This window comes from Neomoorella stamsii (genome assembly GCF_002995805.1).
GTDB classification, from domain to species: domain Bacteria; phylum Bacillota; class DSM-521; order Neomoorellales; family Neomoorellaceae; genus Neomoorella; species Neomoorella stamsii.
Map to the genome: position 1 here is coordinate 50,951 of NZ_PVXL01000021.1, position 22,289 is coordinate 73,239.

Genomic DNA, 22,289 nt, shown 5'->3' on the forward strand with positions numbered 1-22,289 from the left:
GTGGCCACTGCACCTCAATGCCGGGAAGCCATCCTGGCCATTAAGCCCTACGTACCCGGTAAACCCATTGAAGAAGTCCAGCGAGAACTGGGGGTTAAGGATGTAATTAAACTGGCATCTAATGAGAATCCCCTGGGCCCCTCGCCTGATGCCGTCCAGGCTTTACGGGAGGCCAGCGAGAGGGTTTACCTGTACCCGGACGGAAACTGTTATTACCTGAAAAATGCCCTGGCGGAGAAACTGAGTGTTTCCACGGAAAACATCATTGTGGGCAACGGAACTGATGAGATCTTAAAAATGCTGGCCGAGGCCTACGTTAACCCCGGAGATGATATAGTCGTCGCCGAGCCAACTTTCTCCGAGTATGAGTTTGCCGCCCAGGTCATGGCCGGTCGAGCCATCAAGGTGCCCTGCCGCAGTTTCCGCCACGACTTGAAGGCCATGGCCGCCAGTATAACCCCCCGGACCCGGCTGGTCTTCATCTGTAACCCCAACAACCCCACGGGGACCATTGTCGGCCAGGTGGTCCTGGATAGCTTTTTAAAGGAAGTACCTCCTTCCGTCCTGGTGGTTCTGGATGAAGCCTATGCCGATTACGTAACGGCCGAGCATTATCCTGACAGCCTGGCCTATATCCGCCACGGGCGCGCCAACGTCATTGTCCTGCGTACTTTTTCCAAAATTTACGGCCTGGCGGGCCTCCGGGTAGGCTACGGCGTGGCCGTACCGGAAATTATCAGAAACTTGAACCGGGTGCGGGAGCCCTTTAACGTTAATCTCCTGGCCCAGGCGGCGGCCATTGCTGCCCTCAAGGATGAGGCCCATGTCAAGAAGAGCCGGGAGGTAAATATAGAAGGTAAACAATACCTCTACGAACAGTTTACAACCCTGGGCCTGCAGTATGTTCCTACAGAGGCCAATTTCATCTTTGTCGACATCCAGCGGGACAGCCGCACCGTTTTCCAGGAGCTTTTAAAAAGAGGTGTGATTGTCCGTACCGGCGATATCTTTGGCTATGATACTTACCTGCGGGTGACAATAGGTACACCGCGGCAAAATGAACGCTTTATCCAGGCCCTGCGGGAAGTTTTGGGTAGGGCGTAAAAATCAGGAATATATCCCTCCTTTCCTTGATATTTATGTTATAGCAGGATTGAAAGGAGGGATTTTTTTGCGGGCAGGCAAGTACTTAGCAGTTGCAGTGAGCTTGTTGCTTGTAGTTGCTTTGGCGAGCGGGTGCGGTTTAATAGACAGGTTGACAGGCAAGTCACGGTCCCAGGTCCAGGTCCAGTTGCCGCCGCCGGAAACCAGCACGCCGGCAACCGAGGCCGAGGTAAAGAAAGAAGACACCAAAACCACCCAGGTTGTTCTCTATTTCAGCGACCCCACCGGGAATTACCTGGTGGCCGAGAAACGTACCATCCCGCTGGTAGAGGGTATTGCCCGGGCAACCATTGAGGAACTCATTAAAGGGCCGGGACCGGGTTCGCAGCTCCTGCCAACTATTCCCAGAGGGACGGTACTGAAAGATATCAACATCCGTCCCGACGGCCTGGCCAGGGTAGATTTCAGCAAGGAACTGGTGGCCAACCACAGCGGCGGCTCCCTGGGGGAAAGTTTAACCGTTTACTCTATCATCAATACCCTGACCCAGTTTCCAACGGTCAAACAGGTCCAGTTCCTGGTGGACGGCCAGTATGTTAAAACCATTGCCGGCCATGTCGATGTCTCGGCAGCCATGAGCCGTAATGAAAGTCTGATCAAAAAGGAAGCCCAGTAAGCATTTGTCTAAAAGTGTCAAATAAGGGGTGCCTCTCCGGGCACCATTTTTGTTTTTTCAACAAAAAATGGCCACTGCGGGAGGAAAGGAACTGCGGCGCAGCGAATACTATGTTAGCTGCAAAAAATGAAAGGAGAAAGGAAGGGTGATGGACAGGCGCATATCGACGGGCCGGTGGGGTCTTTTATTGTTACTGCTGGTGTTAATGTACATATTAACGCTGGGCTTAAAGGCCCTGCCGGCCGCAGCCAGCCCCGGTGTTACCCTCATCCTTAACGGTACCCGGGTTGACCCGGCGGTACCGCCTTATATTGACGGCAATGGCCGCACCATGGTTCCCCTGCGCTTCGTTATGGAGTATATGGGTGCCAGGGTGGACTGGGTAGAAGAAGAACAGGGTATTGTCGTTAACCGGGGAGCAACAACTTTAAAAATGTGGATTGGCAGCCGCCGGGCCTCTGTAAATGGACAGGCCATCCTGCTGGATACCACCCCGGTGTTAAAAGGTAATACGACCATGGTGCCGGTTCGTTTCATCTCCCAGGCCTTTGGCGGGCAGGTAGACTGGAATGCTACCTCCCAGACAGTCAGGATCACCCTGGGAACAGTGCAGAGTGCCAGCCAGGTGCGCCTGACGGGCAGCTATGTTAATATCCGGTCCGGCCCGGGGCTGGATTATAATATCATCGACGTTCTTCCCCGGGGGACGGTGCTAAGATTGATAGACGAAGCTCCCGGCTGGTATCAAGTACAGTTAAATGGCGGCCGGCAGGGCTGGGTTTCAGCTGCCTATGCCGAGCCGGTCTATGATAATAACTCGCCGGGGAATGGCGGGCCGCCTGGTGAAAACCCGCCCACGGGTGGAACTCAGCCCCCGGCCGGGAACCCCTTGCCCGGCGACGGCCAGCCGCCAGCCGGACAACCCCTGGGCCTGGCGGTTGTCGGCAGCCGGCCGGTAGCAATTTTGGCCGGTCCAAGCCCGGTGGAAAAGCAGGTGGGTACGGCTGCCGCCGGTAGCAAACTGCCCATTTGGCAGAAAAAAGGTGACTGGTGGCAGGTGGAAATGGCTAACGGCCAGCGTGGCTGGCTGGCCAGCGCCCTGGCCACCTTTGCGCCCTACGAACCGCAAGGAAACGATCCTGGTGGCCAGAAGCCCCGCGTGCAGATTACCGGGGTAACGGTTGTACCATCAGGCGGTGCCCTCCAGGTTACCGTTAAAGCCAGCGGGGTTTTTACTTATAAAACTTCCTTCTGGGATAATCGCCTGATAGTTGATGTATCAGATGCCGTCTTGGTCGTACCGAAGGGGCAGGAAACGGTGGAGGTTAACCGTTCTCCCCTGGCCAGGGTCCGTTTGGGGCAGTTTACGGCGGATACCGTTCGCATCGTCTTTGATCTTATCGGGGCCGCCAGGCTGAGATTCAAATCGGCTGACAAGAGCGGGACGATCTTTCTTATAGAGAAGCCATCACTTAATGGCAGTAAGATAGTCATTGATCCCGGTCACGGTACAGATACGAATGGCGCTGATCCTGGTGCCATTGGCCCTACCGGGGTTAAGGAAAAGGACGTCAACCTGGCTATAGCCCAGAAACTTGCCGCCCTGCTTCGTAGTGCGAGGGCCAGCGTTTATCTTACCCGCAATGGCGAGACCTGCCCCTATACCCTGGCGGGCCGGGCCTATTACGCCAATGATCTGGGTGCCGATCTTTTTATCAGCATCCACTCCAATGCTTCCTATAGCCCCGATGCTTCCGGCACGTCCACCTATTTCTATGCCCCGCCGGATACGGCTCTGGGGCAGCAAAGGGAAGAGCGCCGGCGCCTGGCTGCTGCCATCCAGTCTGCCCTGGTAGCCGCTACCGGGCGGAAAGACCTGGGTATCCTAGAGGCCAATTTCTCGGTCCTACGCAATACCGAGATGCCCTCAGTATTGGTCGAGACGGCCTTTATCTCCAACCCCACCGAGGAACAGCTTTTGAATAGCCCGGCTTTCCAGGCCAGGGTAGCGGAGGGTATTTTTAACGGGATCAGCGCTTACTTTACCGGTAATTAATTTTACCGCTAATTAGCCCCGTGAGGGAGTCTGCAGTGACTTGCAGGCTCCCTGCTTCTTTGTTACAATGGGGGAGCGGCAACCTGGTGGGAGGGGATACCGGTGCTGGCCCTGATGGGGGGATACTTTTTAATTTTTTTGGCCCGGGTTACCGATGTTAGCCTGGCTACTTTAAGAATGCTCCTTTTAGTGAGGGGTAAACGCTTTTATGCGGCCGGAATTGGTATTTTTGAAGTTACCATCTATGTGGTTGCCTTGAAATATGTAGTTGACCGCTTAAACGATCCGGCGAGCCTTGTTTTTTACGCCATGGGCTTTGCCACAGGCAATATAGTCGGTAGCCTGATTGAAGAAAAGGTGGCCCTGGGGCAGGTGACGGTCCAGGTAATTACCCTCCATAATCCCCTTGAACTGGCTGAAACTTTGCGGGCAGCCGGCTTCGGAGTTACTATAACCGAGGGCCAGGGCCGGGATGGTAGCCATCCCATTTTAAACCTTAGTTTTCCCCGCAGGCAGTTGAATACCATCCAGCAAATGGTAAACAATTGGGATCCGGAGGCCTTTGTGGTTGTCCATGAAGCAAGAACCACTCATGGTGGTTTTTGCCGTTACCGGAGCAAAGGAAAATAGACATTAACGGTTAAGCTGCAAGCATATAATATGAGGTACTGGTCTTTATATTAAGATAAGGACCTCGATAAGGAGTTGAGGGCGGTGCAGCCCGTCCAGCCAGTGGGAGTTTTTGATTCCGGAGTTGGGGGGTTGACGGTAGCCCGGGAAATTGCCCGGCAGCTACCGGCAGAGACCATTATTTACTTTGGTGATACGGCCCACGTACCTTATGGTTCACGAACTGTAGAGGAGCTGATAGGTTTTGCCGATGCCATTGTCGGCTTTTTAATTGCAAAAGGAGCCAAGGCTATTGTTGATGCCTGCAATACTACTTCAGCTGTAGCCCTGCCTTACCTGCAAAAAAAGTATCAGGTCCCGATTATCGGGGTAATTGAACCCGGAATAATAGAAGCCCTGCGGGCCACACAAAATGGCCGCATCGGTGTCATCGCCACCGAAGCTACCGTGGCCAGCAATGCCCACCGAGAAGCCCTCCTCGCCCGTTCCGGGGAAGTCCAGGTTTTTGCCCGGGCCTGTCCCAAACTGGTACCCCTGGTAGAGGCCGGACTGGTTTCCGGGCCCCAGGCAGAGGCGGCAGTGGCGGAGTACGTGGAACCCCTGGTAGAGGCGGGAATTGATACCCTGATCCTGGGGTGTACCCACTATCCCTTCCTGGCACCCGTTATCCAGGAAGTAGCCGGCCCGGGCGTAACTCTAATCGACCCGGCGGCAGCTACAGTACGGGAGTTAAAGGATGTGCTGGCCGCCGGCGGTGGTTTAAGGGGGGCCCACTTCTCTCAGGCCCACAGTTTTTTTGTCAGCGGGGATGCCCGGACGTTCAGTGAGGTGGGGTTCAAACTGGTCGGCTGGCCGGAACTCAAAGGCGCCAGGAAGCTGGAACTGGAATAGGGGGTGGCGACCATGGCCTTGACCAGGGTAAAGGGGCGTAACCCCAGGGAGTTGCGCCCGGTGACGATAGAACGGCATTATCTTAAGTACGCTGAAGGCTCGGTATTGATCAGCATGGGCGATACGCGGGTCATATGCAGTGCTACCGTCGAAGAAAAAGTACCACCCTTTTTACGCAACAGCGGCAGGGGCTGGATTACAGCCGAGTATGCCCTGCTGCCGCGATCAACCCAAGAGCGGACCGTCCGGGAAGCGACCCGGGGCCGCATCAGCGGCCGCACCCAGGAAATCCAGCGCCTCATCGGCCGGGCGTTACGCAGCGTCGTCGATACAGCGATTTTAGGCGAAAGGACCATCTGGCTTGATTGCGACGTCCTCCAGGCCGACGGCGGTACCCGGACGGCAGCCATTACCGGCAGTTTCGTAGCCCTGGCCGACGCCCTGGCCGGGCTGGTGGCGGCCGGGACCATACCCCGGCTGCCCCTCCAGGATTTCCTGGCGGCTGTCAGCGTGGGACTGGTCAACGGTGAACTGCTGCTGGACCTGGATTTTGAGGAAGATTCCCATGCCAGTGTTGATATGAATGTAGTTATGACTGGTTCCGGGCAACTGGTAGAGATCCAGGGTACGGCAGAAAAGCAACCCTTCAGCCGGGAAGAAATGGCCGCCATGCTCGACCTGGCCGGGGAAGGGATAGCCAGTTTAATTGCCATCCAGCGGCAGGTCCTGGGGCCCCTGGCGGACCAGGTGGGGACAGGCCATGAGTAGGATAGTCGTAGCTACCCGTAACGAAGGGAAGGCCAGGGAATTCCGGGAGCTTTTGCGGGGACTGGATGTGGTTGTGGCAACCTTAAGGGATTTCCCAGATTTGCGTATGCCTGAGGAAACGGGGCAGACCTTTGCGGAAAATGCCACTTTGAAGGCGCGGCTGGTGGCAGAAGGCACCGGCCTGCCATCCCTGGGGGATGATTCCGGTCTGGAAGTGGATTTCCTTAAAGGGGCGCCGGGGGTTTATTCCGCCCGCTTTGCCGGCGAACCAGCCGATGACCGGCGGAATAACACTAAACTGCTACAACTTTTAGCCGGTGTACCGTGGGAACAACGTACGGCCCGTTTCCGCTGTGCCCTGGCCCTGGTAACTCCCGGAGGAGATACTTATCTGGCTGAAGGTACCCTGGAAGGTTTCATCGCCCTGGAGCCCCGGGGTGACTACGGATTCGGTTATGACCCCCTGTTTTATCTGCCGGAATACGGTAAAACCCTGGCCGAACTGGGGGAGGAAATTAAAAACAATCTCAGCCACCGGGCCCGGGCCGTCCAGAACCTCTGGCCGGTTCTAAGCCGGCTGTGGCCGGGCGATAAAGCCTCTTGCTAACCACGGTTAGATGTAATAGACGGCTTCCTGGATGAGTCACCGCTCGCCGCATCAAGTATGTCTTGTTAAAGTAGGCGGTACAAAAGTTCCGGCCGGAATAGCTGGCCAAAGTGGGCCTTGCACGGCGATAAGGGTCGATTATAATAAATATTGCTCCAAAAGGGGAGAATATTAATGATTTTGCCCGGCAGTGGCAAAAACTGTTTTTGACTTGAAGCAGTTTTTGCGGTATAATATCCTTTGCGCGCGGGTGTAGCTCAATGGTAGAGCCCCAGCCTTCCAAGCTGGTTACGTGGGTTCGATTCCCATCACCCGCTCCAGGAATCAAGCGCCTGTAGCTCAGCTGGATAGAGCAGCGGCCTTCTAAGCCGCGGGCCGCAGGTTCGAACCCTGCCAGGCGCGCCAGCAAAGATAGGAAGATATGGTGGGTGTAGCTCAGTTGGTCAGAGCACCAGGTTGTGGCCCTGGGGGTCGTGGGTTCGAGTCCCATCTCCCACCCCATTTTTTTATCCTCTGCTGGGGCGTAGCCAAGCGGTAAGGCAACGGACTTTGGATCCGTCATTTCGTTGGTTCGAATCCAGCCGCCCCAGCCAGTATCTATGAGCCATTAGCTCAGCAGGTAGAGCACCTGACTTTTAATCAGGGTGTCCGGGGTTCGACTCCCCGATGGCTCACCATTTTTTGCGGGCGTGGCGGAACGGCAGACGCGCCAGACTTAGGATCTGGTGGGGGTTCACCCGTGGAGGTTCAAGTCCTCTCGCCCGCACCACATCTTTAAGCTCAATCATATTTTCCGGGTGAGGTAACCCGGATTTTTCTTTAAGTTCGCTATACTTCCAAGGAGCCTCCCATGGCGAGAGCCCGCCAACAGCTAAGGCTTGAAAATGCCTGGCTGGCATTTGTCGGAAGCGAGCGAGCTTCTACCGAGTGGCGAAGCGGCCCAGGCGAAGCCGAGGAGCGAGGGCGGGGCCGGGGACAGCGAGGCCTTTGGCCGGATTCTAAAGGCAAGGACGCCGAATAGGCCGGGAACTCCGCCCGAGCCCTGGCTGACCCAGCACTCAACCGGCAAAGGTTTTGTCGCAAAGAATCACCTGTTCCAAACGAGTTGAGTGCTGAGCGCTCCACAAGGGCTTTGGTGCGAGCAAGACAATGCCAGCCTACGATAGAGTTTTTTGGAGGACTGATTACCATGGAAATAGGTTTTACCATCAGGCGTTTCCGCGAAGAAAGGGGCTATACCCTGGACGACCTGGCGGGCAGGGCTGGGATTTCCCCCTCATATTTAAGTGAAATCGAAAGAGGGCATAAGCGCCCCTCCCTTAAAACCCTGGATAAAATTTGCACTGCCCTCAATATTCCCCGGGAAACCCTTATACCCGCCGAAAACAGCGTTGGTCTGGGAGATAAAATCCGGATGGTGCGCCAGGAAAAAGGTCTTTCCCTCAAGGACCTGAGCGCGAAAACAGGTATTTCTTTCACTTATTTAAGCGAAATTGAAAGGGGTGTCTTGCACCCCGCCGCCGATACTTTGAGTAAAATAGCTGCAGCTCTAGAAGTTCCTTTGTCCCTGCTGGTAAGCCATACAGAAAACTGGATCGGGAAAAAACTCAAAGAGGTCCGGGAATCCCTGGGGCTTACCCAGAGTGCCCTGGCCGCTGAGGCCGGCCTCTCGCCGGCAATGATCGGGCAGATTGAAGCTGGCAAAGTGCAACCCTCCCTTAATACTATAGAAAAAATAGCCAGAGCCCTGGGTATTTCCCCTTGCTACCTGCTTATAGCCCGGGACCAGCTGGAAGAAATGCTGGCTTCCATGGGCCCGGATTTAAGGGAACTGCTGCTGAACAGGGACGTGCAGGCTGTACTCAGGCAGATCTGTTATTTAAATGAAAAACAGCTGCGCTTTCTCTTAAAGTTTATCGAGGTCTTTAAGCAGGCCCAATTAGAATAATTTTTTTTGCTCCTCTCTTCGCCACTAATATTTTTCGCGAAGAAAATTTAAAGCATGGGAGGAAATAATTCTTTCCTGGCGAATATTATTTACTGGAGGTGGTTGTGATGGGATGGTAAAGGGTTAGTTTGCAAAAATAACAACTAGTTCAAGACTGGTGCAGGGATGTTTTTAGTGAGAGGTTATACACAAATATAGAAAGGAGAATTATCATGGAACAACCCAAATTGTCCGTTATCCTTCTTTCAGGAGAACTGGAAAAGTTACAAGCAGGGTGCCTGGTAAGCTCAGTTGCTTCTATGTCAGGAATGGAAGTTAACGTTTTCGTGACTATGGAGGCATTAAAAGCTTTTCGTAAAGATGTAATCAATGCCAGGGAGTTTAAAACTGCTGGTGAAGTAGGTCAAGAAATGCTCAATAAGAATGTCGACCTGTTCTACCAGCTACTGGAAAATGCGAAAGACATGGGTAACCTGAAGTTATACGGCTGCGCGATGGCGATGGATTTAATGGAGTGGAAGAAAGAAGATCTCATAGATATTTTTGATGACGTAATCGGTGTCACGGCATTCCTGGGTAAAGCAGCCGGCAGCCAGGTTATTGTAATGTAAGTAAGATTATTGGAGGGATAACATGTCTGAAGTGAATATCACTAAAACTATTGATGCCCGGGGCTCTTATTGTCCTGGACCGTTGATGGAACTTGTAAAAGCGATTAAGCGCGGTCAAATAGGGGACGTATATGAATTATTGTCCAGTGATAACGGCTCGGCCAAAGATGTGCCGGAATGGGTTAACAAAATGGGACATGAGCTTGTATACTGCCGGGAAGATGGGGATTTCTGGCGTATTGCTGTCAAAAAAACAAAATAATTGCTGGCCGGTAAGTTGTGACCAGGGGGCAGGCGGCGCGGGTGCAGCTGAAGTTTAAAAAACCTGCGCCCGCTCTGCCAGGTTTTTTACTAAAGCTTACTGTACTTTTGAGGGAGTGTCATACGGTGACCAGACGAATTGTCATTGTTGGCGGTGGCGTAGCCGGTACCATGGTGGCCAACCGGCTGGCAAAATCTATGGAAAATGAAGTTTATAACGGCGAGCTGGAAGTAGTACTGATAGGTAATACCGGCAAGCATATTTACCAGCCGGGTTTTCTGTTCATGGCCTTTAATGAAGGCTTCTTGGAGCAGTTTGCAAGGGAAGAGGAATACCTGCTGCATCCAAAAGTAAATTTCGTTATCGACGCAGCGCGCCATATTGACGTTGACAGGAAAAGGGTTATTACCGGCAAGCAATCCTTTGACTACGACTTCCTGGTTATAGCCACGGGGTCATACCCCGCTATGGATTCAGTACCCGGCCTGGCGGCAGGCGCCCACACTTTCTATACACCGGAAGGTGCGGAGAAATTACGTCATGAAATACTGAATTTCCAGGGCGGTACTTTGCTGGTAACCATCGATGTACCCCATAAGTGCCCGGTGGCACCCCTGGAGTTCATTTTTATGGCTGATGATTATTACCGGGAAGCCGGTATCCGCAACAAAGTGCAGCTAAAGTACACTTACCCTATCGGCCGCGTTCATTCCCTGGAGCCCGTTGCTAAATGGGCCGTGAAAGAATTCGAAAAGCGCGGTATTGAATATGAAATCTTTTTTAACCTGGAAAAGGTTGATCCAGAAAAGAAGATTGCTTACAACATGGATGGTTCTGAGCACCCGTATGATTTGCTAATTTCTATACCGGCCCACCGTGGGGCCAGAGTCATTCAAGAGTCTGGTCTGGGAGATGAAGACGGGTTTATCCCCACCGATCGTTACAGTTTAAAGATGGAAGGGCAGGATTGTGTCTATGTGATCGGCGATGCCACCGATCTGCCTGTTAGCAAAGCAGGCTCAACTGCCCATTATGAAGCTGACGTAGTTGTTAAAAATTTAATCAGTGAATTAAAGGGGCTGCCGGCCACCCATCGTTATAACGGTAAGGCGTTTTGCTTCATTGAGACCGGGTTAAACGAGGCGACATATATCACCTTTAATTATAAGCAACCGCCGCAGCCGGTGCCACCTTCAGAGATGCTGCACTGGTTTAAGCTCTCTTATAATGAAATGTACTGGTTATCTGCCCGTGGGATCTTATAAGGGGGTAAGGAAGGATGGCCCAACCTGCCAGAAAAATCGTGGGGTCTACCAGTATGGAGCCGGAACTATCTGAACGCTCCCGGGAAATTTTAGGCCTTATCAGTGCTGGTATTGACTCCCTGGAGCCTTCAGTCATTCAGAATATGGTTGCTAATTTAGTCCGGCTTGGTGAAGTGGTCGATGAATTCAACCGCCCGGAAATGTTAGATCTTTTCCGGGAAGTAGCTCAGACCAGCAGTAATCTCCGCAGCTTAATAGCAGAATTAAGAGAGCTGCAAGAGACGGGGACAATGACTGCTTTGCTGGAGTTTGGGAGAATGATCCAGGCTATAAAAGATTCATTAACAGCCGGCGTGGTCACGGGGATTTTACAGCAGGCTGTTAACGCTGTGTCCATGTTGGACCAGATGCAAACGCTGCAGGGAGACAGGCTCGTGACGGGTATGATCGCAGCTATGCAAGAGGCTGTACGAGAAAATAAGGATAAATCCCCGCAAGGAGTATTGAGCTTGCTGCGGCAATTGAACAATCCGGAGGCCAGGAAAGGCCTGGGTATCTTTGCTTCTTTCTTGCAAAAACTACCGGCGCAATTGGGTTTTACCAATTAGCTCTCGTTAACCAAGCTGCCGGCCGGGGCAGCTTTTTTATTTTCTACAGGTAATTAGCTGGTCAAGAGAAGGGGGTTAAATTATACTTAATTGTGAAAATAGGCACAAAAGCGGAGTAAAAGCGAAGGAAAAAGGGAGGAATAGCGGTGCCCTATGAGTTAAGTATAATTTAACTAAAAAACATGGCCAAATTGATGCAAGACCTGTTCTTGAATTTCCTAGTGATGCAAAAAGATGACTTTTTAGGAGGGAGTAAGTAGGCTGCCGTCTGGGCTTCGCCACTCTCCCGATCAGGCTTGGTAAAAAGATCCTTAAAGGCCAGCTTAATGCGATAGGCTCTCCCGGTTTTTAAGTGGCACCGGCTAAGGTCCTCGAGGCTTGTTTTTTGTTTGCTGGTCAGGTTGGCAGGGTTCTTAAGCCATTGATAACAGGTCTTCTTTAAAAGGTCTGTCTCCCGCCTCTCCTGGCGTCGTACTTCATCAAAGGCCTGATTGACTATTTGCATGCGGTGATTTTCAGTTACGGGTAGTATGCTGGTATTTATTTTATTGCTTAAATTTGATGGTCTTAGAAGTGTTTGGTTTGGTAGGATATGCTTGCCGCAAACTAAATTTTGAAGTTGCCCCAGCATTTTGGTAATTAAAAACTCTCACCGGCTGGTGCCTATTTTAGCAGCCAAAAATTAGCACAGGAGGACCTGTCCTTTAACGCCGGAAACCCGGGGCCTGATTAATAGCGAGCGGTTGCGTCGGATGAAAAAGACCGCCATCCTGGTCAATACGGCCCGGGGGCCGGTTATTGACGGGCCTGCCCTCTACCGGGCCTTAAAAGAGGTGGTTATCGCCGGTGCCGGCCTGGATGTCTTCCCGGTGGAACCGCCGCCGGCCGGTGAGCCTTTACTGGAGCTAGATAACATTGTAGTAAGCCCCCATATGGGAGCGGTGAGCGAAGACGCCATGATGCGCATGGCCACCGCTGCGGCCCGGGGTGTCATCGCCGTCCTGCAGGGGCAGCGGCCGGAACATATAGGTAACCCGGAAATCTACCAGGAGTAATACCAGCATCCCGCCCAGGCAGCACCGGCAGTGGTGGGGCAAGAGGCGGGCAAAGCCGGGCCCCGAGAACACAGCCGGTGTTGCTGGGTTAAAGGGTGACTCTACCAATGGACAAATGGAAAACCAACTTATATAGTGCTGTGGCCGTACAAGTAATGGTGACGGCCACTTTCCATATCGTTACCCTATTTTTAACCTATTTATATCGCTGAACGGGATGTTACCTTCTCTTCATTAACCTTATCTGGGTGCTCCTCGAAGTCAACGAGCTGGAGCTTCTACCAGGATGAGGTTCAGGCAGTAGGGGGCAGATGGAAAAATTATTTCTTGGCAAGAAGGAATTTTTACATCAACGTCGAATAGCTATAATTGACAGACACATCAAATCACAAAATAATAAAGTGATCTCATAGTAAGGAGCTGACCTTTGTGCGGGAGAACAAAGTAAAAAAAGCCCTGGCCAATGGCGAAGTAGTTATTGGCACCATGATCTCCGAAGTCCGGGGACCGGGTATTATCACCATGCTGGCCACAGCCGGTTATGATTTCGTCTATATTGACATGGAGCATTCTTCATACAGCATTGAAACTGTGGCCGACATGATAGCTGTCTCCAAAGCCTCTGACATTGTGACAATTATCAGGACACCGGGCCTGTCGCGCTTGGCCCTATCCCGGCCCCTCGATGCCGGGGCGGAGGGGCTCTTAATCCCCCAGGTAGAGAGCGAAGAAGAAGTAAAGAAGATTGTTGAGTACACTAAGTATTACCCCCTGGGCGAGCGCGGCATGGCCCTGCGGCGTGCCCATTCCAACTTTGCCACGGTAAAAACAGCCGACTATATTAAGCTGGCCAATGAACAAACTTTAATAGTCATCCAGATTGAAAGCGAAACGGCCATCCGCGACCTGGAAAAGCTCGTAAGTGTACAAGGAGTGGATGCGGCCTTTATCGGGCCTGCCGACCTTACCCAGTCCTACGGCATACCTGGCCAGACCAATGACCCGCGGATTACCACGGCCCTCGACCGTTTTATCCGGGTTTGCAATGATCACGGCGTGGCGCCGGGTATCCACGTCTATGACATGGAAAGTGCCAAAAGGTGGATCGACGCGGGTATGAGGCTGATAGCCTACTCCAACGATATCAGCATGATCGTTGACACGGGCAGCAGGTATACTGCCGAGTTAAAAGACTACGTCGCCTCGCGGCGCTAGATACGATAAATCATGGGGGTAAAAGCAATGGCAAAATTTGTACCCAGGGGCATTATCCCGGCTATGGCCACGCCCACGGACGAGTGGGGAAACATCAACGAAGGCGCGCTGCGCAAGCTGGTCAATCATTTAATTGACGGCGGGGTACACGGCCTTTTCCCGGTAGGCAGCCAGGGCGAGTTTTTCGCCCTGACATTTGAGCAAAAGAAAAAGGTAATTGAGATAGTCATCGACGAAACCCGCGGCCGCGTTCCTGTTTACGCAGGTACGGCGGCCCTGACAACGAAGGAAGCCATAGAAACCACTAAAATGGCCCGCGACCTGGGAGTTGACGCCGTATCCATCCTGACGCCCTTTTTCACCAACCTGAGCCAGAAGGAGGTTATCGGGTTTTACCTGGACATAGCCCGGGCCGTCCCAGACCTGCCGGTACTGCTCTACTCCAATCCGGCCAGGACCAAGGTGCCTATTGCGGTAGAAACCGTCAAAGAGCTGGCCGGAGTAGACAACATCGTCGGCATCAAGGACTCCAGCGGCGACATGACCCTCACGGCCGAATACATCAGGGTCACGCGGGATATGGACTTTTCTGTCCTGGCCGGCCGGGACACCCTGATCTATGCCACCCTCTGCTACGGCGGTACAGGATCCATTACGGCCACGGCCAACGTGGAACCCCGCCTGGTGGTAGAAATTTATGAAGCCTTTATGGCCGGCGATCACCGGCGCGCCCTGGAGGCCCAGTACCGCCTGGCACCGCTGCGCCTGGCCTTTGAACTGGGCACCTTTCCCGTGGTGATCAAGGAAGCCTTAAACATGATCGGCATCGACGCGGGTAAAGCCATCCGGCCCGTTGGTCCCCTGACGGAAGAAAACCGGGCTCGCCTGCGCCGGGTGCTGCAGGATATGGGCGTAGTAAAAGCATAGGGTGGTGCGAAAGGTCAAATGAAAAAGAAAGTTTTGATCGTCCAACCGATCCACGAAAGCGGCCTGAAGGTGTTTGACGACCGGTTCGAGGTGCGGGTCGCTCCCGACCCGTCGGTAGAAACAGTTAAACGCGAGATAAAGGGTGTGGAAGGCGTTGTGGTGCGCACGGCGCCTTTCACCAGGGAAATAATTGCGGCTGCCGACAGCCTGAAAGTCATTGCCCGCCACGGGGTGGGCGTGGATAACATTGATCTTCGGGCGGCTACGGAAAGGGGTATCCTGGTACTCAATACGCCGGATGCCAATGCCGTTTCCGTTGCGGAGCATACCCTTACCGCCATAGGTGCCCTGGCCAAGAGGGTGCTCCCTATGGATCGGGCCACCCGCCGGGGCGACTGGGAAGTGAGGAATGAATATAAAGCCGTGGACCTGGACGGCAAGGTGCTGGGCCTGATAGGTATCGGCAGGATTGGGACTCTGGTGGCCAGGAAGGCTGCCGCCGCCTTTAACATGCAGGTAATCGCCTATGACCCTTATGTGCGGCCCGAAGTGGCGGCGAAAAATGGTGTCATATTATATGAAGATTTGGACCGCATCTTCCGGGAAGCCGATGTTATATCCATTCACACTCCCCTCACGGCTGAGACCAGGGGCCTGGTAAATGGCGCCAGGCTGGCCATGATGAAGCCTTCGGCCTTCCTGGTGAACTTTTCCCGTGGTGGGGTAGTGGATGAGGAGGCCCTGTATCAAGCTTTAAAGAGGGGAGCCATAGCCGGTGCCGCCCTGGATGTCTTTGAGGAAGAACCTCCCTCACGAAATCATCCCTTATTTGAGCTCGATAATGTGCTGCTTTCTCCCCATAGCGCGGCCCTGACTCAGGAATGCGTAGTCAGGATGGCCACCGGTGCGGCCCGGGGGGTAGTTGAGGTACTTACTGGCCGAGAACCACAATTTGTGGTTAACACGGAAGTTTTAAAGCAATAGCAGTAAAAATTTACCTGCTAAGCAAAGGGCCTTAAGGGGGTTGCTTGCAGGACAAAATAGGACGTGGCGGGTCGACTTCAAGGGGGAATTTATTAGTGGCCAGGTATTCCGTCCCCAATGGTAAAAAAATGGTTGAATTTGAGATACCAGATGGAGTTGATGTGACCGTAGTTGAGGCCCGGAAGCTGCCGATCCTTCCCGACACGGAACGGGCGATCAGGGAGGCTATCGCCAACCCCATTGGCTGCCGGCGCCTGCAGGCAATGGTGCGACCGGGGCAGAAGGTGGCTATAATCGTTACCGATATTACCCGGAAACTACCGGAGGATATTATCCTGTCTGTTTTAATAGAAGAATTGCTGGCTGGCGGTATCCGCCTTGATGATATCACCGTAGTGGTGGCTACCGGGACCCACAGGCCCAATACCCGCGAAGAGCTTGTTGACATGTTTGGCGAGGAAAACGTCACCCGCCTGCGCTTCGTCAACCATAACGCCTGGGATAAAGGGGGGCTGGTGCACCTCGGAAAATCCAAAAGGGGCATACCGCTGGTAGTCAATAAATATGTGGCCGCAGCAGATTTTAAAATCTCCACGGGGGTTATCGAGACTCACCTCCTGGCCGGGTACAGCGGCGGCGTGAAAAGCGTGGCCGTCGGGGTAGCGGGGGCGGAGACTATAGCAGCGACCCACAATTACCAGGTGATGGCAGAAACACGGCTGGGGGTGATTGAGGGTAACACCTTCCGGGATTTCTTGACCGAGGCCGCTATGGCTATAGGCCTGGACTTTATCGTCAACGTAGTCCAGACCGGCAATAAAGAATTGGTCCGGGTGGTGGCTGGGCACCCGGTGGCCGCCTTCCTGGAAGGCGTCAAGACGGCGCGGGCCATGTATGAGGTGGAGATTGATCACCAGGCGGATATTGTCATTGCCGGCGTAGGTTACCCCAAAAACCGCGACCTCTACCAGGCCACCAGGGCGGCCAACACGTCTGTCTTCGGCCCCCGGCCGGTGGTGAAAAAAGGGGGGGTAATCATTATCCCGGCCAGCTGCGAAGATGGCTTCGGTCACCCCGGCTACGTGGACTGGATGGCCGCGTCCGGTAGGCTCGACGACATTATTGAACATGCCGCGAAGGAGGGTTTTGCCCCCGGGGATCAAAAAGCACTAATTTTGGCTTGGATTCTAAAACAGGCGCGGGTGGTTGTGACCGATTGTGAAATTCCTGCAGGAGAATTAAAAAAGGTATATTTAGAAGCCATGCCTACTTTGCAGGAGGCAGTGAACAGGGAAATTGCGGGTAGAACCGGTGTGAGGGTAATTATAATCCCGGATGCCCTTCTTACTTTGCCCATTTTGCGAAAACAGCAACACTTATAATTTATCCAGCCGGGGGTGGTGGCGGTGAAGAAACATATAAGGACGACGGGCGTCTTTTTAATCATCGTTGGCGTGGCTATAATGGTCGACTCTGTTATGGTGCTTAAACTTGGAAATTATCATAATCCGGATTCTGGCTTTTTGCCCTTTTGGTACAGTTTACTGATGGTAATATTCAGCCTGGTGCTGGTTATCAGTAATTTGGGTGCTGATGACCGGCCGCAACCTTTTTGGGAACCCCTGCAATGGGTAAATCCCTTAATAGCTGTCATAATTATAGGGTTATACGGCTTTATTATGGAAAAATTAGGATATTTACTTGCTACTTTTATATTTCTTCTGGTATGGGAAAAGCTTTTGGAGCATGAAAAATGGTTGAAAACATTGGTTATTTCCGTCTTCGGGACCATTTCATTATATTTAATTTTTGAGCATATGCTGGGAGTCCCGCTTCCGGCAGGCATTTTCGCTCTATAGGGGGGCAAGTAATGGGCATTTTTGAAGGTCTTTTTAACGGATTTTCCATTGCCATGCAGGGCTACAACCTTTTATTTGCCTTTTTAGGCTGCTTGCTCGGCACGGCCATCGGCGTCCTTCCCGGCCTCGGCCCGGCGGCTACAATATCACTACTCTTACCGGTAGTTTATAAAATGAGTTCACCGGCGACATCAATAATTTTTTTAGCCGGAATTTATTACGGTTCGATGTACGGCGGGTCGACGACTTCGATTCTCCTTAACTTGCCGGGTGAGGCGGCATCGGTAGTTACCGCGATAGATGGCTATAAAATGGCTTTGAAAGGTCGGGCAGGAGCGGCGTTGGGAATTGCCGCCATTGGCTCTTTTATCGCCGGCACTATCGGGGTGATTGGTTTGAGCATAGTCGCCCCTCCCCTGGCCGAATTTGCCCTGCGCTTTGGGCCCCCGGAGTACTTTGCCCTCACCCTTGTGGGGCTCTTGCTGGCGGTATTTCTTTCGGGATCGTCCATAGTAAAGGGGCTTATTGCCTTACTCATCGGCCTTTTGCTGGCGAGCGTCGGTCTTGATCCCATTACCGGTAAGGTCCGTTTTGCCGGTGGAATTATAGGCCTTCAAGGCGGTTTTGATTTTGTAACTCTTGCCATGGGGGTATTCGGCATCGGCGAGATTTTATATAGCCTGGAACAAAACATTAAAGGTGAGATTGTAACTACAAAAATCGGCAAAGTTTTTCCTACCATAAAAGATTTCATAGAAGTGAAATGGGCGATTATTCGCGGTTCGTTAATCGGCTTTTTCGTTGGCATCCTTCCCGGCGGCGGGGCCGTAATTGCTTCCTTGGCGTCCTACGCCGTGGAAAAGAGGTGCTCCAAGAAACCGGAAGAATTCGGACATGGGGCCATATGCGGCGTTGCTGGCCCGGAATCGGCGAACAATGCCGCCTCCAGTGCCTCTTTTATACCTCTCCTTACGTTGGGTATCCCCGGTAATGCCTCTATCGCCATGATTTTTGCAGCGCTGATGATCCAGGGGGTAACACCCGGACCTTTCCTTGTAAAAGAGCACGCCGATGTCTTTTGGGGAGTTATCGCTTCGATGTATATAGGCAATCTGATGTTGTTGGCCCTCAATCTACCCCTTGTGGGTCTCTGGGTTCAACTTTTGAAGGTTCCTTTTGGGATTCTGGCACCGGCGGTGGTATTGTTCACCTGTGTAGGCGTCTACAGCATTGCCAACGACACCTTCAATATATATACCTTACTGTTCTTCGGCCTCCTGGGCTATTTTATGCGCAAACTCGATTTTGAGCCGGGTCCGTTACCTTTAGCCTTTGTACTTGCCCCCATAATTGAGAATTCTTTAAGGCAGTCTCTTTTGATGTCGGGCGGCAGTATGGCCATCTTTTTTACCCGGCCAATAGCGGCGACTTTGTTCGCTATCTTTATAGCTCTGGTGATTGCACAAGGTCTGCAATCGTTACGTCAGCGAAAAAGGTCGAAGGTTTCGCCGGAAATGAGCACCGGCGAAGTTTAATACAGCCTTCGTAAAGCTATCTACGGGAAATAAACTTAATGGAAAGGGGTAGAGAATTAAGATGTATCGTAAGAAAGCCTGGAGAATATTGGGTCTGTTGATGGTCGCCCTGCTGGTGCTCCTTATTGCCAGCGGCTGCGGCGGTAAATCTGCTACTCAGAACAATACCCCTTCTCAAGAGAAGAACGAAGGGGCTGCGGCAACAAGCAGTAAATATCCAGAAAAACCCATCACCATTATCGTTCCTTATGCGGCAGGCGGTTCTACCGATGCCCTGGCCAGGGCCATTGAAAAGGTTTGGACCAAATACTGCCCGCAGCCCGTCATGATTGTTAACAAACCGGGCGCTGGCGCTGTTGTAGGTCGGGAATTTGTCAAAACTTCCAAGCCCGACGGTTACACCTTAATGATAGGCTACGGTTCAGGGGAAGACTTAATCGGTCCCCAGTTGCAAAAAGTACCCTACGATCCTCTGAAGGATTTCACGCCTATTGCAAGGATGTCGATCCACTCAACCATTATTTGTGTCCCTGGCAACTCCCAGTTTAAATCAATGAAGGAGCTTATTGATTGGGCTAAAACTAGTAATCAGCCCGTCACCGCCAGCGTATCGACGGCTACGGGCAACGTCAATATCACCATGCGCGGGATCGGCAAAGTTACTGGCATTAACATCGTTCCCATACCCCATCAGGGTGGCGCCCAGGCCATTACCGACCTGATCGGCGGGCATGCCATCGTGGGCGGCGGTTCCGGCAACGAAGTGGCGCCCCATATTCAGGCTGGCAGGCTGCGTCCTCTGGCTGTAGATCTACCGGAGCGCGATCCCGCCTTCCCGGATGTACCGACTTTAAAAGAGCAAGGCATTAATTTCTACAGCTGGGGATCGGTTAAAGGCATTGCCGCTCCGGCCGGAACTCCTAAAGAAGTGGTTGATTATCTAGCCGACGTACTGAAAAAGGTAAGCGAAGATCCCGAGTTTAAAGAGTCAATGAAGAATCTCCATCAGCCCATCCTTTATATGGGTCCCGAAGAATTTCAGAAATTCTTCAAAGAGGCCTATGACTATTTCGGCAAGCTGATTAAAGATCTGAATATAACATTACAATAAAAGGTTGTAACCCTTCCCTTCCCGTAGATAGCTTTATTTTTTGAAAGGAGATATTTCCATGAAGCCCATGTCCTCCCGAGAAAGATTCCTTACTGCATTGAAAAAACAGCAGCCCGACCGGGTGCCGTGGTTTGAGAGTTACGTCCACCGAGGTCTCGCCGACAGGATTGTCGGGCGCAAGACCGATTTGCCGCCGGGCTGGCGTACCCCACCGGACTTATATAAAATTCTCTGCCTTGATACCATAACGTATAACTTCAGGCCCCCCTTTTATGCCATCATGGAGAAGAACGGCGACGTAGAACAATTGAAGGAAGGCCTGCTCAAGACCAGGGACGACTTAAAGGCTTTAAAGGAGTTTCTACCCGATCCCGAGAATCCGGATTTTTACAGGGGCGCCGAAGAACTTTTATCCTTTGGCCGGCAAAACGGCCTGGCGGCCATTGCCGGTATCAGGGTGGGATTGAGCAACACGTACAACAGCATGGGGTATGAAAACTTCTCCTACGCCCTTTATGACGACCCCGGTTTTATTGAAGAAAGTATGGAATTGATCGGCGAGTGGTGCATTAAGGTTATTGAGCGGGTAAATGATTTAGGTTTCGATGCAGCCTATATTTCCGAGGACATAGCTTTTAAATGGGGACCGATGTTTTCTCCGGAACACTTCCGGAAATATATGCTGCCCCATATGAAAAAGGTAGTTGATCACATAGCTATTCCCAGGATATACCATACTGATGGCAATCCCCTGCCCATGCTTAACGATCTGGTGGAAGAGCTAAACATCTGCGCCATTGCCAATCTGGAGCATGGTGCCGTTGATATTTTCCAGGTGAAGGAAGAATGGGGAGATAAAATCTGCCTGATCGGCAACATGGACCTGCATTATACCTTAACAATGGGTACTCCCGAAGAAACGGTATTAGAGGCCAAAGAGAAGCTCGAGAAGGTGGGCAAGGGAGGAGGCTATATTATTTCCAGTTCTAATGGCTTGACGGAATACTGCAAGGCGGAAAATATATTAGCCTTAAATGGAGCAATACTGCGGTACGGTGTTTATTATTAAATTAAAAAGGTGATAGTTTGTGTTAACGGCCGAACAAAAATTAGAACTCCATCATGCTTATTGGAATAAGCAAGAGCTACCTCGTCCGCTTATCGGCTATCAAGTTGGTAGCCAGTTAATCAGCGAAAACTTTATCCCGGCAAGGAAATTGTTGGAGTCCCCACAGCAAGTTACCCCGGAAATGATTGTGGTGGAGGAGTATTATGACGACTACCAGCGCATGTATGAAGATAGCTTGAAAATCGAGCAAGAGGCATTCTGGGCTGCTGTACCCTTCCCGGGAATACCATGGATAGAGGCTATACTGGGTTGTCCGATTTATAGTACGGATGGCAGCTTTTGGGCTAAACCCTGCTATGATGACATTAACCAAATTGAGCTCTACCTAGATCAGCGGAATCCCTGGTTGGAAAAATTATTAGAGTTCACTGAGAAGCTGGTTGAGTTTTCTCAGCACCGCTTCCCTGTAGGGCAACCTATTTTGAGGGGTCCTGCGGATTTACTCGGGGCACTGCTGGGCCAGGAAAAAATGGTTTATGCTTTTTACGATCATCCTGAGACCGTAAAAAGGTTGGCTCAGGACGCAACCAGAGTGTTTATAGAGGTAGTGAAGCTAATAAGGGAAAGGATACCTCCATTTTACGATGGCTACAGTTTTGGTTGGTACCCTTTATGGGCACCGGATAAATGTTTAATTTTCCAGGAGGATCTTATGGCCCTGGGCTCCCCCGCGATTTATAGGCAATTCTTCTACGAATGTGATAGAATGATTTCCAAAGCATACACCTTTACTACGATACATGTTCATCCAAATTCGTTCTTTATAGTTGAGGATCTTATTGCAATTAAGGATTTGAAGGTAATTGAGATAAACTATGATCTGGGCGGGCCTCCTATTAAAGAGATAATACCCTTGCTGTTACGCATTTTAGAGAAAAAATGCCTCATTTTACGGGGAATACTTAAGGAGACGGATTTAGAAGTAATTAAAAAAGAACTTCCCTGCCGGGGATTATTCTTGCATATAGTGGTCCCGGACCTCCATCGAGGGGAGGAATTAAATAAATTTATTAATGAGCTTTATCAAATAGACGAAATAAATACTTAA

22 protein-coding genes, 6 tRNA genes and 1 pseudogene are annotated in these 22,289 nt (G+C 51.9%); 28 read left to right on the plus strand and 1 reads right to left on the minus strand.

The window, feature by feature from the left end:
* From hisC to MOST_RS02580, 18 genes are all read left to right on the plus strand, one after another.
* The gene (gene hisC, locus MOST_RS02490) at positions 1 to 1,104 is read left to right on the plus strand and encodes a histidinol-phosphate transaminase (protein ID WP_054936307.1); all 1,104 of its coding nucleotides are present in this window, start codon (positions 1 to 3) and stop codon (positions 1,102 to 1,104) included.
* 67 nt (positions 1,105 to 1,171) lie between these two features.
* Complete coding sequence (locus MOST_RS02495) at positions 1,172 to 1,780, plus strand: GerMN domain-containing protein (protein ID WP_054936306.1); 609 nt, start codon at positions 1,172 to 1,174, stop codon at positions 1,778 to 1,780.
* 148 nt (positions 1,781 to 1,928) lie between these two features.
* Positions 1,929 to 3,836, plus strand: coding sequence for an N-acetylmuramoyl-L-alanine amidase (locus MOST_RS02500; protein ID WP_106007019.1), 1,908 nt, complete (start codon positions 1,929 to 1,931; stop codon positions 3,834 to 3,836).
* A 102-nt stretch (positions 3,837 to 3,938) separates the two neighbouring features.
* Entirely contained in the window at positions 3,939 to 4,466 is a 528-nt protein-coding gene (locus MOST_RS02505) for a DUF2179 domain-containing protein (RefSeq protein WP_083476544.1), read from the plus strand.
* Between the two features lie 84 nt (positions 4,467 to 4,550).
* Entirely contained in the window at positions 4,551 to 5,357 is an 807-nt protein-coding gene (murI, locus tag MOST_RS02510; protein WP_054936304.1) for a glutamate racemase, read from the plus strand.
* Positions 5,358 to 5,375: 18 nt separating this feature from the next.
* On the plus strand, positions 5,376 to 6,125 hold the full coding sequence (rph, locus tag MOST_RS02515) for a ribonuclease PH (protein ID WP_054936385.1): 750 nt from the start codon (positions 5,376 to 5,378) through the stop codon (positions 6,123 to 6,125).
* On the plus strand, positions 6,118 to 6,732 hold the full coding sequence (locus MOST_RS02520) for an XTP/dITP diphosphatase (RefSeq protein ID WP_054936303.1): 615 nt from the start codon (positions 6,118 to 6,120) through the stop codon (positions 6,730 to 6,732). The genes rph and MOST_RS02520 overlap by 8 nt, the downstream gene beginning before the upstream one ends.
* A gap of 246 nt (positions 6,733 to 6,978) precedes the next feature.
* Positions 6,979 to 7,052: transfer RNA gene (locus MOST_RS02525), tRNA-Gly, on the plus strand.
* Positions 7,053 to 7,060: 8 nt separating this feature from the next.
* Positions 7,061 to 7,137: transfer RNA gene (locus MOST_RS02530), tRNA-Arg, on the plus strand.
* 19 nt (positions 7,138 to 7,156) lie between these two features.
* Positions 7,157 to 7,233: transfer RNA gene (locus MOST_RS02535), tRNA-His, on the plus strand.
* A 16-nt stretch (positions 7,234 to 7,249) separates the two neighbouring features.
* A tRNA-Gln gene (locus MOST_RS02540) sits at positions 7,250 to 7,325 on the plus strand.
* 8 nt (positions 7,326 to 7,333) lie between these two features.
* Positions 7,334 to 7,409: transfer RNA gene (locus MOST_RS02545), tRNA-Lys, on the plus strand.
* Between the two features lie 6 nt (positions 7,410 to 7,415).
* Positions 7,416 to 7,501 (plus strand) — tRNA-Leu (locus MOST_RS02550).
* 420 nt (positions 7,502 to 7,921) lie between these two features.
* The gene (locus tag MOST_RS02560; protein WP_054936301.1) at positions 7,922 to 8,680 is read left to right on the plus strand and encodes a helix-turn-helix domain-containing protein; all 759 of its coding nucleotides are present in this window, start codon (positions 7,922 to 7,924) and stop codon (positions 8,678 to 8,680) included.
* A gap of 212 nt (positions 8,681 to 8,892) precedes the next feature.
* On the plus strand, positions 8,893 to 9,291 hold the full coding sequence (locus tag MOST_RS02565; RefSeq protein ID WP_054936300.1) for a DsrE/DsrF/DrsH-like family protein: 399 nt from the start codon (positions 8,893 to 8,895) through the stop codon (positions 9,289 to 9,291).
* Between the two features lie 22 nt (positions 9,292 to 9,313).
* Positions 9,314 to 9,553: a sulfurtransferase TusA family protein gene (locus tag MOST_RS02570; RefSeq protein ID WP_054936299.1), complete on the plus strand. Its 240-nt coding sequence runs from the start codon at positions 9,314 to 9,316 to the stop codon at positions 9,551 to 9,553.
* Between the two features lie 125 nt (positions 9,554 to 9,678).
* Entirely contained in the window at positions 9,679 to 10,818 is a 1,140-nt protein-coding gene (locus MOST_RS02575) for an NAD(P)/FAD-dependent oxidoreductase (protein WP_054936384.1), read from the plus strand.
* A 14-nt stretch (positions 10,819 to 10,832) separates the two neighbouring features.
* Positions 10,833 to 11,426 (plus strand): helical membrane plugin domain-containing protein, encoded by a 594-nt coding sequence (locus MOST_RS02580; RefSeq protein ID WP_054936298.1) that lies wholly within the window; start codon positions 10,833 to 10,835, stop codon positions 11,424 to 11,426.
* 169 nt (positions 11,427 to 11,595) lie between these two features.
* Here the strand turns inward: MOST_RS02580 and MOST_RS18405 are convergent, their stop codons facing one another.
* Positions 11,596 to 12,057, minus strand: coding sequence for a transposase (locus MOST_RS18405; RefSeq protein ID WP_083476543.1), 462 nt, complete (start codon positions 12,055 to 12,057; stop codon positions 11,596 to 11,598).
* Between the two features lie 76 nt (positions 12,058 to 12,133).
* On the opposite strand from MOST_RS18405, the pseudogene MOST_RS02590 reads away from it, so the two are divergent.
* From MOST_RS02590 to MOST_RS02635, 10 genes and pseudogenes are all read left to right on the plus strand, one after another.
* Positions 12,134 to 12,481: pseudogene (locus tag MOST_RS02590) on the plus strand (NAD(P)-dependent oxidoreductase); the annotation flags it as partial.
* A 429-nt stretch (positions 12,482 to 12,910) separates the two neighbouring features.
* The gene (locus tag MOST_RS02595) at positions 12,911 to 13,696 is read left to right on the plus strand and encodes an HpcH/HpaI aldolase family protein (RefSeq protein ID WP_054936295.1); all 786 of its coding nucleotides are present in this window, start codon (positions 12,911 to 12,913) and stop codon (positions 13,694 to 13,696) included.
* Positions 13,697 to 13,723: 27 nt separating this feature from the next.
* Entirely contained in the window at positions 13,724 to 14,623 is a 900-nt protein-coding gene (gene dapA, locus MOST_RS02600; RefSeq protein WP_208974826.1) for a 4-hydroxy-tetrahydrodipicolinate synthase, read from the plus strand.
* Positions 14,624 to 14,641: 18 nt separating this feature from the next.
* Positions 14,642 to 15,607: a hydroxyacid dehydrogenase gene (locus MOST_RS02605; RefSeq protein ID WP_054936293.1), complete on the plus strand. Its 966-nt coding sequence runs from the start codon at positions 14,642 to 14,644 to the stop codon at positions 15,605 to 15,607.
* A gap of 95 nt (positions 15,608 to 15,702) precedes the next feature.
* Positions 15,703 to 16,989, plus strand: coding sequence for a nickel-dependent lactate racemase family protein (locus tag MOST_RS02610; RefSeq protein ID WP_054936292.1), 1,287 nt, complete (start codon positions 15,703 to 15,705; stop codon positions 16,987 to 16,989).
* A 24-nt stretch (positions 16,990 to 17,013) separates the two neighbouring features.
* Positions 17,014 to 17,466: a tripartite tricarboxylate transporter TctB family protein gene (locus tag MOST_RS02615; protein WP_054936291.1), complete on the plus strand. Its 453-nt coding sequence runs from the start codon at positions 17,014 to 17,016 to the stop codon at positions 17,464 to 17,466.
* A gap of 11 nt (positions 17,467 to 17,477) precedes the next feature.
* Positions 17,478 to 19,001: a tripartite tricarboxylate transporter permease gene (locus MOST_RS02620; RefSeq protein WP_054936290.1), complete on the plus strand. Its 1,524-nt coding sequence runs from the start codon at positions 17,478 to 17,480 to the stop codon at positions 18,999 to 19,001.
* Positions 19,002 to 19,062: 61 nt separating this feature from the next.
* A complete protein-coding gene (locus tag MOST_RS02625) occupies positions 19,063 to 20,112 on the plus strand; it encodes a tripartite tricarboxylate transporter substrate binding protein (protein ID WP_083476541.1) in 1,050 nt (349 codons plus the stop codon).
* A gap of 58 nt (positions 20,113 to 20,170) precedes the next feature.
* Positions 20,171 to 21,181 carry a uroporphyrinogen decarboxylase family protein gene (locus MOST_RS02630; RefSeq protein ID WP_054936288.1) on the plus strand — a complete coding sequence of 337 codons (1,011 nt, stop codon included), beginning with the start codon at positions 20,171 to 20,173 and terminating at the stop codon, positions 21,179 to 21,181.
* 19 nt (positions 21,182 to 21,200) lie between these two features.
* Entirely contained in the window at positions 21,201 to 22,289 is a 1,089-nt protein-coding gene (locus MOST_RS02635; RefSeq protein ID WP_054936287.1) for a uroporphyrinogen decarboxylase/cobalamine-independent methonine synthase family protein, read from the plus strand.

Bases quoted from the DNA above. Each gene is read 5' to 3' on its own strand.
- MOST_RS02630 (WP_054936288.1), top strand. From the start codon at position 20,171: ATGAAGCCCATGTCCTCCCGAGAAAGATTCCTTACTGCATTGAAAAAA.
- MOST_RS02565 (WP_054936300.1), top strand. From the start codon at position 8,893: ATGGAACAACCCAAATTGTCCGTTATCCTTCTTTCAGGAGAACTGGAA.
- MOST_RS02560 (WP_054936301.1), top strand. From the start codon at position 7,922: ATGGAAATAGGTTTTACCATCAGGCGTTTCCGCGAAGAAAGGGGCTAT.
- MOST_RS02580 (WP_054936298.1), top strand. From the start codon at position 10,833: ATGGCCCAACCTGCCAGAAAAATCGTGGGGTCTACCAGTATGGAGCCG.
- dapA (WP_208974826.1), top strand. From the start codon at position 13,724: ATGGCAAAATTTGTACCCAGGGGCATTATCCCGGCTATGGCCACGCCC.
- MOST_RS02605 (WP_054936293.1), top strand. From the start codon at position 14,642: ATGAAAAAGAAAGTTTTGATCGTCCAACCGATCCACGAAAGCGGCCTG.
- MOST_RS02620 (WP_054936290.1), top strand. From the start codon at position 17,478: ATGGGCATTTTTGAAGGTCTTTTTAACGGATTTTCCATTGCCATGCAG.
- MOST_RS02625 (WP_083476541.1), top strand. From the start codon at position 19,063: ATGTATCGTAAGAAAGCCTGGAGAATATTGGGTCTGTTGATGGTCGCC.
- MOST_RS02520 (WP_054936303.1), top strand. From the start codon at position 6,118: ATGAGTAGGATAGTCGTAGCTACCCGTAACGAAGGGAAGGCCAGGGAA.
- MOST_RS18405 (WP_083476543.1), bottom strand. From the start codon at position 12,057: ATGCTGGGGCAACTTCAAAATTTAGTTTGCGGCAAGCATATCCTACCA.
- MOST_RS02570 (WP_054936299.1), top strand. From the start codon at position 9,314: ATGTCTGAAGTGAATATCACTAAAACTATTGATGCCCGGGGCTCTTAT.
- MOST_RS02500 (WP_106007019.1), top strand. From the start codon at position 1,929: ATGGACAGGCGCATATCGACGGGCCGGTGGGGTCTTTTATTGTTACTG.